This is a genomic window from Pseudomonas sp. TE3899 (assembly GCF_056279105.1).
Map to the genome: position 1 here is coordinate 747,440 of NZ_JBWBQR010000001.1, position 14,292 is coordinate 761,731.

The following is a 14,292-nucleotide window of genomic DNA, read 5'->3' on the forward strand; positions in this document are numbered from 1 at the left end:
TGCAGCCCGTGACGCTCTGCGTCACCTGCCGCGATGGGACGCGGAGCGTCCCGAGAGGCATTCCCACGCGGAGCGTGGGAACGATCAGTGCAGTGTCTCAGGCCGAATGCCGAACCATGTCCACATGCGGAATCCCGGCTTCCAGGAACTCCTCACTGACCAGGCTGAAGCCCAAACGCTCATAGAACGCCGTGGCCTGCACCTGCGCGCTCAGCTTCTGCTGCTTCAGCCCGCGCTTTTCGGCTTCACCGATCACCGCTTGCATCAGCGCATCGCCAACCTTCAAGCCGCGCCAATCCTTCAGCACCGAGACCCGGCCAATATGCCCATCGGGCAGCAGGCGGGCGGTGCCAATCGGAAAGTCGCCTTCGAAAGCGAGGAAATGCACAGCTGTCGCGTCATCGGCATCCCATTCCAGTTCAGGTGGAACGGATTGCTCGGCGATGAACACCGTCTCACGAATGCGCCGGATCTCGGCGATGTCCTTCTGCCAGTCTGCGACACGAACGTGGATTTTATTCATCAGCAAACCCCAGGCTGCCTTGCTTGACCAGCTCGCACAGCAGGCCGCGGCCGTCTTCGTCCTTCAGCCAGTCGCCGAGGTTATCGGTGTGCAGTGCGTCGGCGGCGCAGATCAATTTCAGCAGCTCGCGCAGTTTGCCCGGCAGGTAACGGCTCTGGCCGCTGGCGAACAGCAGCAGGTCGTCATCGACTTCGGACCAGGCCATGCGCGCGCTCGGGTTGCGAATCAGCACGGCGCCTTGTTCCAGGCTCGCGAGGAAGTCTTCTTCCTCGATTTCTTCCGGACCGACCACCAGTTCCGGGTAGCGCGGCTCGGTCATGTACTGGCCGAACCAGGTCAGCAGCAGGCGTTCGTCGCTCATGTGCTCGGCCAGCAACGCTTTCAAGCGATCAAGGGCGTCGTGCTGAATCTGGTGCGGATCGACCGCCGGCAGGGCGTCAGCATCGGTGTAGCGCTCTTCATCGGTCAGGAACTGGCTGAGGAAGTCGGTGAAGTGGGTCAGCACTTCAGAGGCGCTCGGGGCGCGGAAGCCGACCGAGTAGGTCATGCAGTCATCCACCGCAACGCCGCAATGGGCCAGGCGCGGTGGCAGGTAGAGCATGTCGCCCGGCTCCAGGACCCACTCGTCGGTAGCGTCGAAGTCGGCGAGGATGCGCAGGTCCGCGTGTGGCAGCAGCTTGCTCTCGGAGTCGCACATCTGGCCGATCTTCCAGTTGCGCTTGCCGTGACCTTGCAGCAGGAACACATCGTAGTTATCGAAATGCGGGCCGACGCTGCCACCCGGGGCTGCGAAGCTGATCATCACGTCGTCGACGCGCCAGCTCGGCAGGAAGCGGAAGTTCTCCAGCAGTTCGCTGACTTCGGGCACGAACTGGTCGACCGCTTGCACCAGCAGGGTCCACTCGGTTTCCGGCAACTTGCTGAATTCGTCTTCGGCAAACGGGCCGCGACGCATTTCCCAGGGACGCTCGCCGTGCTCGATCACCAGGCGCGATTCAACTTCTTCTTCCAGCGCCAGGCCGGCCAGTTCGTCTGGATCGATCGGGCTTTCGAAATCAGGGATCGCCTGGCGGATCAGCAGCGGTTTTTTCTGCCAGTAGTCACGCAGGAATTCGCGCGCCGTGATGCCGCCCAGAAGTTGAAGAGGAATATCAGGATTCATGTGTAACCTATTGAAAAAATGCACTTTTCAGACGGGAATAAAAACGCCCGGCGCTGCCGGGCGTCTCAAAAGGGTCAAGCGGTCGATCAGATGCGTTTGGCTTGCTCTACAGCGTTGCCGATGTAGTTCGCCGGGGTGAGCAATTTCAGCTCGGCCTTGGCCGCGGCTGGCATGTCCAGGCCGTCGATGAAAGTTTGCAGTGCTTCAGGGCTGATGCCCTTGCCGCGCGTCAACTCTTTCAGCTTCTCGTACGGGTTTTCGATGTTGTAGCGGCGCATCACGGTCTGGATTGGCTCGGCCAGGACTTCCCAGCATGCGTCCAGGTCAGCAGCGATTTTCTGAGCATTGAGCTCAAGCTTGCTGATGCCTTTGAGGCTGGCTTCGTACGCGATCACGCTGTGGGCGAAGCCGACACCGAGGTTACGCAGTACGGTGGAGTCGGTCAGGTCGCGCTGCCAGCGGGAGATCGGCAGCTTGCTCGCCAGGTGCTGGAACAATGCGTTGGCGATACCCAGGTTGCCTTCGGAGTTTTCGAAGTCGATCGGGTTGACCTTGTGCGGCATGGTCGAGGAACCGATTTCGCCAGCGATGGTGCGCTGTTTGAAATAACCCAAGGAGATGTAGCCCCAGATGTCGCGGTCGAAGTCGATCAGGATGGTGTTGAAGCGCGCAATCGCGTCGAACAGCTCGGCAATGTAGTCGTGCGGTTCGATCTGCGTGGTGTACGGGTTGAAGCCCAGACCCAGCTCGTCTTCGATGAAGGCGCGGGCGTTTTCTTCCCAGTCGATTTCCGGGTAGGCGGAGATGTGTGCGTTGTAGTTGCCGACAGCGCCATTGATCTTGCCCAGCAGCGGCACGGCAGCGACCTGGGCGATTTGACGCTCCAGACGGTAAACCACGTTCGCCAGCTCTTTGCCCAAAGTGGTCGGGGAGGCCGGTTGACCGTGGGTGCGCGACAGCATCGGCACGTCGGCGAAACGGATCGCCAGTTCACGGATGGCTTCGGCGGTCTGGCGCATCAGCGGCAGCATCACGTCATCACGGCCTTCGCGCAGCATCAGGGCGTGGGACAGGTTGTTGATGTCCTCGCTGGTGCAGGCAAAGTGGATGAACTCGCTGACTTTGGCCAGTTCCGGCAGCTTGGCCGCTTGCTCTTTGAGCAGGTATTCGATGGCTTTTACGTCGTGGTTGGTGGTGCGCTCGATCTCTTTGACACGCTCGGCGTGCTCCAGAGCGAAGTTGTCCGCCAAGGTGTTCAGCACCGCGTTGGCTTCGGCGGAGAACGCCGGCACTTCGCTGATGCCTGGGTGAGCGGCCAGGCGCTGGAGCCAGCGCACTTCAACCAGAACGCGAGCACGGATCAGGCCGTATTCGCTGAAAATTGGGCGCAGGGCCTGGGTTTTGCCGGCGTAGCGGCCGTCAACAGGGGAAACCGCAGTGAGCGAAGAAAGCTGCATGGGGTGTTCTCGGACAGTCGGGCAACGAAATGGGGCGCGTATCATACATGAAAAAATCCGCCGGTCCGTTGCCAACTGACCGGCGTATTACGCGTTACAGATCTAAAGCAGTGTTGCGGGCGCGGTTCAGCTGCTGCGCATCAGCGGGTAAAGCTCTTTGAGCAACTTGCGACGGCTGATCACCAACTGCCAGCGATGACCGCCCAACTGTCGCCACAGGCGCGCCGAACGAATCCCGGCCAGCAACAGGGCGCGGATCTTCGAGGCGTTGCTCGGTTGCTGCAGGTTGCGCATGTCGCCGTGGACCTGGATCCGTTGGCGCAGGGTGCTCAGGGTGTCCTGGTACAGCGCGCCGCAAGCGGCGATCACGTTTTCGTGGGCCGGGCCGAAGTGTTCGACCTGGGACTGGATCTGCGGCAGACGCTTGCCGATCACGCCGAGCATGTCGTCGCGCTTGGCCAGTTGACGCTCAAGACCCAGCATCGCCAGGGCATAACGCAGCGGCTCACGCTGCAAGGTGCTCGGGTCGCGTTCCAGGGCGCCGATCAAGGCGCGATAGCCTTCGCGCAGATTGATGTCGTCGCCGCCGTAGACTTCCAGGGTGTCCTTGGGGTCGCGGATCAGCAGGCTACCGAGCATGCAGGTCAGGCCGGCTTCGCTGGTCTGGCCGCTCTTGGCGATCTTGTCCACCAGCACTGCGGCGAGGAACACGCCACCGAGTGCCGTCAGTTGCTCCTGAGTGGGGCTCATTGCTGTGCGCCTTGCGCAGTGTCTTTGCTGGTCCATGGCTCGGCGATTTCGATCACGCCGCCGCCGAGGCAGATTTCACCGTCGTAGAACACCACGGATTGGCCTGGAGTGACCGCGCGTTGCGGGTCATCGAAGGTCGCGCGGTAGCCGCTGGCGGTTTTCTCCAGCGTGCACGGCTGGTCGCTCTGGCGATAACGCACTTTGGCGGTCAGTCGGCGCGGTTCGCTCAGATCGATTGGGTTGACCCAATAGATGTCCGAGGCGAGCAGGGCGCGGGAGAACAGGTACGGGTGGTCATTGCCCTGGCCAACGATCAGTTCGTTGTTGACCAGGTCCTTGATCAGCACATACCACGGCTCGTCACTGGCGTCTTTCAAACCGCCAATACCCAGGCCCTGGCGCTGACCGATGGTGTGGTACATCAAGCCGTGGTGACGGCCGATGACTTCGCCTTCGGTGGTCTTGATCTCGCCTGGCTGGGCCGGCAGGTATTGCTTGAGAAAGTCGCTGAAGCGGCGTTCGCCGATAAAGCAGATCCCGGTGGAATCCTTTTTCTTCGCGGTGGCGAGTTCGTGTTTCTCGGCAATCGCGCGCACTTCGGGCTTTTCCAGCTCGCCGACCGGGAACAGGGTCTTGGCGATCTGTTCACCGCCCACGGCGTGCAGGAAGTAGCTCTGGTCCTTGTTCGGGTCCAGGCCCTTGAGCAGTTCGGTGCGGCCGTCGATGTCGCGGCGGCGTACGTAGTGGCCGGTGGCGATCAGGTCGGCGCCGAGGATCATGGCGTAGTCGAGGAACGCCTTGAACTTGATCTCGCGGTTGCACAGGATGTCCGGGTTCGGCGTGCGACCGGCCTTGTATTCGGCCAGGAAGTGCTCGAACACGTTGTCCCAGTACTCGGCGGCGAAGTTGGCGGTGTGCAGCTTGATGCCAATTTTGTCGCACACGGCCTGCGCATCCGCCAGGTCGTCCATGGCGGTGCAGTATTCCGTTCCATCGTCTTCTTCCCAGTTCTTCATGAACAGGCCTTCCACCTCATAACCCTGCTCGATCAGCAGGAGAGCGGAAACGGAAGAGTCCACGCCGCCGGACATGCCGACAATGACGCGCTTCTTTTGTATGTCAGAAGGGGCTGGATCACGCATAGGGATTCAATGAGTGTCTTGAAAAAGGACGCGATTCTAACAGGCCGAAGCCCGCAAGGCTAAAGAGAAGGGCGGATCAGTTCGAGACTGAAGTGTTTACCGTCCAGATAATCATCGATGCAGCGGATGATCAGCTCACTGCGCCAGTTTGCGCGCTGTTCCATGAGTTCGCCACGGGTCAGCCATTTGGCGCCGAGGATACCGTCGTCCAGTTGATAGTCGGGGTGGTGTTTGATGGCCTTGGCGGTGAAGCAGACCCGTTGATAGGTCACGCCGTTGCTCGGGGCGGTGTAGAGGTAAATGCCCACCACGCCGGTCGGCTCGACGTCCCAGCCGGTTTCCTCGAGGGTTTCGCGCACGGCGGCTTCGATCAGGGTTTCATCCGGGTCAAGGTGGCCGGCGGGCTGATTGAGCACCGCTCGTCCGCCCTTGGATTCTTCGACCATCAGGAAGCGGCCATTGTCTTCGACAATGGTGGCGACGGTGATGTGGGGTAGCCAGCTCATGAAATATCCTCCGGTCGAAAATCTGTAGGAGCGAGGCTTGCCCGCGAAGGCGGTGTGTCAGTCGACATCATCGTTATTGACACACCGCCTTCGCGGGCAAGCCTCGCTCCTACAGGAATAGGGGTGGAAACAGAAACCCCGGCACTGGGCCGGGGCTTCTTTGCATCCTTACAACCTTAAACCAACGCGGAGATCGCGGCGTTGAAGGTGTTGCTCGGGCGCATGGCCTTGCTGATCAGCTCGGCATTGGCGTGGTAGTAACCGCCGATGTCCACTGGCTTGCCCTGAACGGCGTTGAGCTCGGCAACGATGGTCGCTTCGTTCTCGGTCAGGGTTTTTGCCAGCTGACCAAACTGCGCTTGCAGTGCAGTGTCTTCGGACTGGGCGGCCAGGGCTTGAGCCCAGTACAGCGCCAGATAGAAGTGGCTGCCGCGGTTGTCGATGTTGCCGACTTTGCGCGATGGCGACTTGTTGTTGTCCAGGAACTGGCCGGTGGCCTGGTCCAGGGTCTTGGCCAACACCAGCGCTTTAGGGTTGTTGTAAGTAACACCCAGATGCTCAAGGGACGCGGCCAGGGCCAGGAACTCGCCCAGGGAATCCCAGCGCAGGAAGTTTTCTTCCAGCAACTGCTGAACGTGCTTCGGTGCCGAACCGCCGGCGCCGGTTTCGAACAGACCACCGCCATTCATCAGCGGGACGATCGACAGCATCTTGGCGCTGGTGCCAAGTTCCATGATCGGGAACAGGTCAGTCAGGTAGTCGCGCAGTACGTTGCCGGTCACCGAGATGGTGTCCTTGCCTTCGCGGGTGCGCTGCAGGGTGAACTTCATCGCGTCGACTGGCGCCATGATCTGGATATCCAGGCCGGCGGTGTCGTGATCCTTCAGGTAAGCCTGAACTTTCTCGATCACCACGCCGTCGTGGGCGCGCATTGGGTCCAGCCAGAAAATAGCCGGAGTTGCGCTGGCGCGAGCGCGGTTGACGGCCAGTTTGACCCAGTCCTGGATCGGCGCGTCTTTGGTCTGGCACATGCGGAAGATGTCGCCGGCTTCAACCGACTGCTCCAGCAGAGTGCGACCAGCGCCGTCGGAAACCCGGACTACGCCGTTGCTCTTGATCTGGAAAGTCTTGTCGTGGGAGCCGTACTCTTCGGCTTTTTTCGCCATCAGGCCAACGTTTGGCACGCTGCCCATGGTGGTTGGGTCGAAAGCACCGTTGACTTTGCAGTCTTCGATGACGGCCTGGTAGATGGTGGCGTAGCAGCGATCCGGGATCACAGCCTTGGTGTCGTGCAACTGACCGTCAGTGCCCCACATCTTGCCGGAGTCACGGATCATGGCCGGCATCGAGGCGTCGACGATCACGTCGCTCGGCACGTGCAGGTTGGTGATGCCTTTGTCGGAGTTGACCATGGCCAACGACGGACGAACGGCGTAGACCGCCTGGATGTCCGCTTCGATCTGCGCTTGCTGCTCGGCCGGCAAAGCCTTGATGCGAGCGTACAGGTCGCCGATGCCGTTGTTCAGGTTGAAGCCGATCTGCGCCAGCACGTCAGCGTGCTTGGCCAGTGCGTCTTTATAGAACTCAGCAACGATCTGGCCGAACATGATCGGGTCGGAGACCTTCATCATGGTGGCTTTGAGGTGAACCGACAGCAGCACGCCTTTGGCTTTGGCGTCTTCGATTTCGGCGGCGATGAAGCTGCGCAGGGCGTTTTTGCTCAGCACGGCGCAATCGAGGATCTCACCGGCTTGCACGGTGGTCTTTGCTTTCAGGACGGTGGTGGTGCCGTCTTGAGCGATCAGTTCGATTTTGACGGCGTCAGCGGCGTCGATCAGGGCAGCTTTTTCGCTGCCGTAGAAATCGCCGGTGCTCATGTGCGCAACGTGGGACTTGGAGTCCGCAGCCCAGGCGCCCATTTTGTGCGGGTGCTTGCGCGCATAGTTTTTAACCGACAGCGGCGCGCGACGATCGGAGTTGCCTTCGCGCAGGACCGGGTTCACGGCGCTGCCCTTGATCTTGTCGTAACGCGACTTGGCTTCTTTGTCGGCCTCGGTGGTTACGGTTTCCGGGTAGTCCGGCAGGGCGAAGCCCTGGGCTTGCAGTTCTTTGATGGCTGATTGCAGCTGCGGAACCGAGGCGCTGATGTTTGGCAGCTTGATGATGTTGGCTTCAGGCGTAACGGCCAGGTCGCCCAGTTCGGCGAGGTGGTCGGCTACGGCTTTGTCACCCAATTGCTCGGGGAAGCTGGCCAGGATGCGCCCTGCAAGAGAGATATCGCGGGTTTCCACGGCGATATCAGCGGAGGCGGTGAAAGCCTCTACGATAGGCAACAGTGAATAGGTGGCGAGGGCTGGGGCTTCGTCGGTGAAGGTATAGATGATCTTCGAGCGGGTGGGCATATTCGGATTAACTCTCTTCTTTGCTAAAGCGTGCGCAGAAAACTCGAGGGGCGCCGGGTAAGCGCGTTCGTTCAAAGTCATCCATGAGCCGAATGTCGAGGTTTCTTCGCGGTGATGTTGGGTGCATCAGTCGAGCGTCAAGCGGGTGGGCTGCGGTAACAACCCGGCTTCAATCTGGCTGAAAGTCTCGTAATAGAGAGCTTGGCCTTTGTGACCCTTCGGTCAGCGGCGGCATTATACATAGGTAGCTGGCAATCTGCCGATGGTTCATATGCAACGATTCTCGTCCATTGGTCTAAAGGTCGCAGGCGAGGGGGCGGCGTAGAGTCTTGCACCGTGCTTGAGTTTGGCGCTTTTCCCTTTGCTTTCAGGCTTGTAGATCGCGAACTGCACAGCTTTGCGGCAGATGGGTGGAACATAGGGTTTGCGCGCCGATTTAACTGGGGTACGCTCGAACGAAGCCAGATGTTCAATCCAAACAATGGAGTTCAGCATGGGATACAAGAAGATTCAGGTTCCAGCAGTCGGCGACAAAATCACCGTCAACGCGGACCATTCTCTCAATGTTCCTAACAACCCGATCATCCCCTTCATCGAAGGTGATGGTATTGGCGTTGATATCAGCCCGGTCATGATCAAGGTTGTCGATGCTGCTGTTAAGAAGGCTTACGGCGGCGAGCGCAAAATTTCCTGGATGGAAGTCTACGCCGGGGAAAAAGCGACTCAGGTTTACGATCAGGACACCTGGCTACCTCAGGAAACCCTGGACGCAGTCAAGGATTACGTGGTTTCCATCAAGGGCCCTCTGACCACCCCGGTCGGTGGCGGCATCCGTTCGCTGAACGTGGCCCTGCGTCAACAGCTCGACCTTTACGTCTGCCTGCGCCCGGTGCGCTGGTTCGAAGGTGTGCCAAGCCCGGTCAAGAAGCCAGGCGACGTCGACATGACGATCTTCCGCGAGAACTCGGAAGACATCTACGCCGGCATCGAGTGGAAGGCCGGTTCGCCGGAAGCGACCAAGGTCATCAAGTTCCTGAAAGATGAAATGGGCGTCACCAAGATCCGTTTCGACGAAAACTGCGGCATCGGCATCAAGCCGGTTTCACTGCAAGGCACCAAGCGTCTGGCGCGCAAGGCGCTGCAATATGTGGTCGACAACGACCGCGATTCGCTGACCATCGTGCACAAAGGCAACATCATGAAGTTCACCGAAGGTGCCTTCAAGGAATGGGCCTACGAAGTGGCGGCTGAAGAGTTCGGCGCGACCCTGCTCGACGGCGGTCCGTGGATGCAGTTCAAGAACCCGAAAACCGGCAAGAACGTCATCGTCAAGGATGCCATCGCCGACGCCATGCTCCAGCAGATCCTGCTGCGCCCGGCCGAGTACGATGTCATCGCGACCCTGAACCTGAACGGCGACTACCTCTCCGACGCCCTGGCGGCCGAAGTGGGCGGTATCGGTATCGCGCCGGGTGCCAACCTGTCCGACACCATTGCCATGTTCGAAGCGACCCACGGGACTGCGCCGAAATACGCCGGCAAGGACCAGGTCAACCCGGGTTCCTTGATCCTGTCTGCGGAGATGATGCTGCGTCACATGGGCTGGACCGAAGCGGCTGACCTGATCATCAAGGGCACCAACGGCGCAATTTCCGCCAAGACCGTGACCTATGACTTCCACCGCTTGATGGAAGGCGCGAAGCTGCTGTCTTCTTCGGCGTTTGGTGATGCGCTGATTTCGCATATGTAAGCGAGTTCACGCACGACAAAAACCGCCCGATTCAGTGATTGAGTCGGGCGGTTTTTTTATGACTGGATGAGGTGTGCAGATTTACGCTGTAACGGTCTGCTGCGTGGCGGGCGCGGCGACCGGGGTAGCGTCTTCAGGCGCGCCAATATTGATCGCGTGCAGCCCTTTTGGTCCCTGAATGATGTTGAAGGTGACAGCTTGACCGGCTTTCAGGGTTTTATAACCATCCATCTGGATAGCCGAGTAATGGGCGAATAGATCTTCGCTGTGGCCATCCTCGATGATAAAGCCATAACCTTTGGCATTGTTAAACCACTTAACCTTACCTTTCGCAGTGCCTTTGATCTTCTCGTTGTCCTTGACACCTGACATACCCATATCCCTCTGCAACAGACTCCATCACTGGAGTATCATCCAGTACATCCGCAGTCTAATCTCACAAATAAGATTGACTCCGCGGACCTTTTTTACCCACTGTGGGCTCTATTGGTTGTAACACCGTTTTCCCGATAGTCAAGGTGACCGGGCAGTCGGAGTTGAAATCGTTGATAGCCGCCCCCACCACTGTATTTGCACAACTGACGAACCTTTCTTTCCATGCATGCAATCAGCCAGATTCGACTAACATTCAATCAGGATCGCCCGACTCTCCAAAAGGATCGCCCGGAGGAACACGACGACGATTCCGCAGGCATTGCTGTTCAGGAGGCCAAGCCTGCTTTACAGGCGCCGCCGATGTACAAGGTGGTTTTGTTTAATGATGACTACACACCGATGGATTTCGTCGTCGAAGTGCTCGAGGTGTTTTTTAACCTGAATCGCGAGCTGGCGACCAAGGTCATGCTGGCCGTCCACACAGAAGGACGGGCAGTATGTGGAGTGTTTACCCGCGACATCGCCGAGACGAAGGCCATGCAGGTCAACCAGTACGCCAGGGAAAGCCAGCATCCGCTACTCTGTGAAATCGAGAAGGACGGTTAATCGCCGACCACTTGGGTATGAGGTGAAGCTATGTTAAACCGCGAGCTCGAAGTCACCCTCAATTTAGCCTTCAAGGAGGCCCGTTCGAAACGTCATGAATTCATGACCGTCGAACATCTCCTGTTGGCCCTATTGGACAATGAGGCTGCCGCCACCGTTTTGCGTGCCTGCGGCGCAAACCTCGACAAACTCAAGCATGACCTGCAGGAGTTCATCGACTCCACCACGCCGTTGATCCCCGTCCATGACGAGGATCGCGAGACCCAACCCACCCTGGGCTTCCAGCGTGTTCTGCAGCGTGCTGTCTTTCACGTACAGAGCTCGGGCAAACGCGAAGTGACTGGCGCCAACGTGCTGGTCGCCATTTTCAGTGAGCAAGAAAGCCAGGCAGTGTTCCTGCTGAAACAGCAGAGCGTTGCACGCATTGATGTCGTCAACTACATCGCCCATGGCATTTCCAAAGTGCCGGGGCACGGCGATCACTCTGAAGGTGAGCAAGATATGCAGGACGACGAGGGCGGTGAGTCTTCTTCTTCAGGCAATCCTCTGGATGCTTATGCCAGCAACCTCAACGAACTTGCGCGCCAGGGTCGAATCGATCCGCTGGTAGGCCGTGAGATGGAAGTCGAGCGTGTCGCGCAGATCCTGGCGCGGCGCCGCAAAAACAATCCGCTGCTGGTGGGTGAGGCGGGCGTGGGTAAAACCGCGATTGCCGAAGGCCTGGCCAAGCGCATTGTCGACAACCAGGTGCCGGATTTGCTGGCCAATAGCGTGGTGTACTCCCTTGATCTCGGCGCCTTGCTGGCCGGGACCAAATACCGCGGCGATTTCGAGAAGCGCTTCAAGGCGTTGCTCAACGAACTGAAAAAACGTCCGCAGGCGATTCTGTTCATCGACGAGATCCACACCATCATTGGTGCGGGTGCCGCGTCCGGTGGCGTCATGGATGCTTCTAACCTGCTCAAACCGTTGCTGTCGTCCGGCGATATCCGTTGCATCGGTTCGACCACGTTCCAGGAATTCCGCGGGATCTTCGAGAAGGATCGTGCCTTGGCACGGCGCTTCCAGAAGGTCGATGTGTCCGAGCCTTCGGTCGAAGACACCATCAGCATCCTGCGCGGCCTGAAAGGGCGTTTCGAAACGCACCACGGTATCGAGTACAGCGATGAAGCGTTGCGTGCGGCGGCTGAACTGGCTTCACGCTACATCAATGATCGGCACATGCCGGACAAGGCCATCGACGTCATCGACGAGGCGGGGGCCTACCAGCGCCTGCAACCGATCGAAAAACGCGTGAAACGCATCGAAGTGCCTCAGGTCGAGGACATCGTGGCGAAAATCGCGCGGATTCCGCCTAAGCACGTCAACAGTTCTGATAGAGAGTTGCTGCGTAACCTTGAGCGTGACCTGAAGCTGACGGTATTTGGCCAGGATGCCGCGATCGACTCGTTGTCGACTGCGATCAAACTGTCCCGTGCCGGCCTCAAGTCACCAGACAAGCCAGTCGGTTCGTTCCTGTTCGCAGGTCCTACCGGTGTCGGTAAAACCGAAGCGGCGCGTCAGTTGGCCAAGGCGCTGGGCATCGAGCTGGTTCGTTTCGACATGTCCGAGTACATGGAGCGCCACACCGTATCGCGTCTGATCGGTGCACCGCCAGGCTATGTCGGGTTCGATCAGGGCGGTCTGCTGACCGAAGCCATCACCAAGCAGCCTCATTGCGTGCTGTTGCTCGATGAAATCGAGAAGGCGCATCCGGAAGTCTTCAACCTGCTGTTGCAGGTCATGGACCACGGTACGCTCACCGACAACAACGGGCGCAAGGCGGATTTCCGTAACGTAATCGTCATCATGACGACCAACGCCGGCGCCGAAACCGCAGCGCGCGCTTCGATCGGTTTCACCCATCAGGACCACTCGTCCGATGCAATGGAAGTGATCAAGAAGAGCTTCACGCCAGAGTTCCGCAACCGTCTGGACACCATTATCCAGTTTGGTCGCCTCAGTCATGAGGTCATCAAAAGCGTGGTGGACAAGTTCCTTACCGAGCTTCAGGCGCAGCTGGAAGACAAGCGCGTGCAGCTGGAAGTGACCGACGCGGCACGCAGCTGGCTGGCAGCGGGTGGCTACGACTCGGCCATGGGTGCTCGACCAATGGCACGTTTGATCCAGGACAAGATCAAGCGTCCGCTGGCCGAAGAGATCCTCTTTGGCGAACTGGCCGACCATGGTGGTGTGGTTCACATCGACCTCAAGGACGGCGAGCTGACCTTCGAGTTCGAGACCACGGCTGAAATGGCCTGACGTTAACTGCAACAAAGCAAAAGGCGCCGAAAGGCGCCTTTTTGCTGTCTGCAGTATGTGCGCCGTTGATCGTTCCCACGCTCCGCGTGGGAATGCAGCCCGGGACGCTTCGCGTCCCAAAGGACGAATGCGGAGCGTCCGTTGAGGGTTTCCCACGCAGAGCGTTGGAACGATCAATCGTGGCGGATGGTAAATCCCGCGCACACAAAAACGCCCGGCATAACCGGGCGTTTTGTATTGACTTGATTAACGAGCGCGGTAAGTGATGCGCCCTTTGCTCAAGTCATAGGGCGTCAGCTCGACGCGCACTTTGTCACCGGTAAGAATACGAATGTAGTTCTTGCGCATCTTGCCGGAAATATGCGCGGTTACGACGTGCCCATTTTCCAACTCCACACGAAACATGGTGTTGGGCAGGGTGTCGACGACAGTGCCTTCCATTTCGAAGCTGTCTTCTTTCGACATGCAGTAAAGCCCTCGGTATCCAATGAATGGCCCGGTGCAACTGCGCCAGGCAAAAGCGGCGTGCATTGTGCCCGAAAAATGGGGTTTACGCCAAGCGGTTTACAGATTGCCTTAGTTCAGGATGACCCAGCGCTGATTAATCAGCAGTTCGATGGGGCGATACTGGGTCTTGTAGTTCATCTTTTTGCAGTTTTTGATCCAGTAGCCGAGGTAAACCGCTTCCAGTCCCAGTCGCTGGGCTTCGGCGATTTGCCAGAGGATGGCGTAGCGCCCGAGGCTGCGATGGTCTTCGGCGGGCTCGTAGAAGGTGTAGACCGCCGACAGGCCATTGGGCAGCAAGTCGGTCACGGCCACGGCCACCAACCGACCGTCGAGACGAAATTCGTAGAATCGGGAAAACGGCAGGTCGCGTACCAGGAACGTCGAAAACTGATCGCGGCTCGGCGGGTACATGTCGCCGTCGGCATGACGCTGTTCGATGTAGCGCTGATAGAGATCGAAATACTCTTCGCTGAACTTCGGCCTGGCCGGGCGCACCTGCACATCGGCGTTGCGTTTGAAAATGCGCTTTTGCTGACGGTTGGGCGAAAACTGCGCCACGGGGATGCGCGCCGGCACACACGCATTGCAATTCTGGCAATGAGGCCGGTAGAGATGATCGCCGCTGCGACGAAAACCCATTTCCGACAGGTCTGCGTAGACATGCACATCCATGGGCTGGCTAGGATCGAGAAACAGGGTAGTGGCCTGCTCCTCGGGCAGATAACTGCAAGAGTGGGGCTGAGTGGCATAAAACTTCAGGCGCGCCAACTCGGTCATGATCAACCCTCGGGAAAAAGCTTTGAATTAAGTG

Annotated in this window: 13 protein-coding genes; 3 read left to right on the forward strand and 10 right to left on the reverse strand. The window is 58.9% G+C overall.

Translation table 11 applies throughout. The features are described from left to right. Nucleotides 1–97: 97 nt before the first annotated feature. The 7 genes from ACZ89E_RS03305 to ACZ89E_RS03335 form a co-directional block, all read right to left on the reverse strand. Nucleotides 98–523, reverse strand: coding sequence for a GNAT family N-acetyltransferase (locus ACZ89E_RS03305; protein ID WP_133838672.1), 426 nt, complete (start codon nucleotides 521–523; stop codon nucleotides 98–100). Then, on the reverse strand, nucleotides 516–1,685 hold the full coding sequence (locus ACZ89E_RS03310; protein WP_476254822.1) for a ribosomal protein uL16 3-hydroxylase: 1,170 nt from the start codon (nucleotides 1,683–1,685) through the stop codon (nucleotides 516–518). The genes ACZ89E_RS03305 and ACZ89E_RS03310 overlap by 8 nt, the downstream gene beginning before the upstream one ends. A gap of 86 nt (nucleotides 1,686–1,771) precedes the next feature. Next, nucleotides 1,772–3,142, reverse strand: coding sequence for an adenylosuccinate lyase (purB, locus tag ACZ89E_RS03315; RefSeq protein ID WP_054614119.1), 1,371 nt, complete (start codon nucleotides 3,140–3,142; stop codon nucleotides 1,772–1,774). A 126-nt stretch (nucleotides 3,143–3,268) separates the two neighbouring features. Further along, nucleotides 3,269–3,892 (reverse strand): high frequency lysogenization protein HflD, encoded by a 624-nt coding sequence (gene hflD, locus ACZ89E_RS03320; RefSeq protein WP_054053662.1) that lies wholly within the window; start codon nucleotides 3,890–3,892, stop codon nucleotides 3,269–3,271. Further along, nucleotides 3,889–5,034, reverse strand: coding sequence for a tRNA 2-thiouridine(34) synthase MnmA (gene mnmA, locus ACZ89E_RS03325; protein WP_149659916.1), 1,146 nt, complete (start codon nucleotides 5,032–5,034; stop codon nucleotides 3,889–3,891). The genes hflD and mnmA overlap by 4 nt, the downstream gene beginning before the upstream one ends. A 59-nt stretch (nucleotides 5,035–5,093) precedes the next feature. After that, nucleotides 5,094–5,540: an NUDIX hydrolase gene (locus tag ACZ89E_RS03330; RefSeq protein WP_476254823.1), complete on the reverse strand. Its 447-nt coding sequence runs from the start codon at nucleotides 5,538–5,540 to the stop codon at nucleotides 5,094–5,096. A gap of 176 nt (nucleotides 5,541–5,716) precedes the next feature. After that, nucleotides 5,717–7,942, reverse strand: a complete 2,226-nt coding sequence (locus ACZ89E_RS03335) for an NADP-dependent isocitrate dehydrogenase (protein ID WP_476254824.1) — start codon at nucleotides 7,940–7,942, stop codon at nucleotides 5,717–5,719. A gap of 493 nt (nucleotides 7,943–8,435) precedes the next feature. Here ACZ89E_RS03335 and icd point away from each other — a divergent pair, with 493 nt between their 5' ends. Further along, nucleotides 8,436–9,692 (forward strand): NADP-dependent isocitrate dehydrogenase, encoded by a 1,257-nt coding sequence (icd, locus tag ACZ89E_RS03340; protein ID WP_010458895.1) that lies wholly within the window; start codon nucleotides 8,436–8,438, stop codon nucleotides 9,690–9,692. Between the two features lie 81 nt (nucleotides 9,693–9,773). Here icd and cspD read toward each other — a convergent pair whose 3' ends face one another. After that, a complete protein-coding gene (cspD, locus tag ACZ89E_RS03345; RefSeq protein ID WP_149659913.1) occupies nucleotides 9,774–10,064 on the reverse strand; it encodes a cold shock domain-containing protein CspD in 291 nt (96 codons plus the stop codon). Between the two features lie 225 nt (nucleotides 10,065–10,289). Here cspD and clpS point away from each other — a divergent pair, with 225 nt between their 5' ends. Next, nucleotides 10,290–10,673, forward strand: coding sequence for an ATP-dependent Clp protease adapter ClpS (gene clpS / locus ACZ89E_RS03350; protein ID WP_020799529.1), 384 nt, complete (start codon nucleotides 10,290–10,292; stop codon nucleotides 10,671–10,673). A gap of 30 nt (nucleotides 10,674–10,703) precedes the next feature. Continuing rightward, entirely contained in the window at nucleotides 10,704–12,974 is a 2,271-nt protein-coding gene (clpA, locus tag ACZ89E_RS03355) for an ATP-dependent Clp protease ATP-binding subunit ClpA (RefSeq protein WP_123508924.1), read from the forward strand. Nucleotides 12,975–13,220: 246 nt separating this feature from the next. Here clpA and infA read toward each other — a convergent pair whose 3' ends face one another. Both infA and ACZ89E_RS03365 read right to left on the reverse strand, forming a co-directional pair. After that, a complete protein-coding gene (infA, locus tag ACZ89E_RS03360; protein WP_002553999.1) occupies nucleotides 13,221–13,439 on the reverse strand; it encodes a translation initiation factor IF-1 in 219 nt (72 codons plus the stop codon). A gap of 111 nt (nucleotides 13,440–13,550) precedes the next feature. Next, a complete protein-coding gene (locus ACZ89E_RS03365) occupies nucleotides 13,551–14,258 on the reverse strand; it encodes an arginyltransferase (RefSeq protein WP_463257902.1) in 708 nt (235 codons plus the stop codon). Nucleotides 14,259–14,292 lie beyond the last annotated feature (34 nt).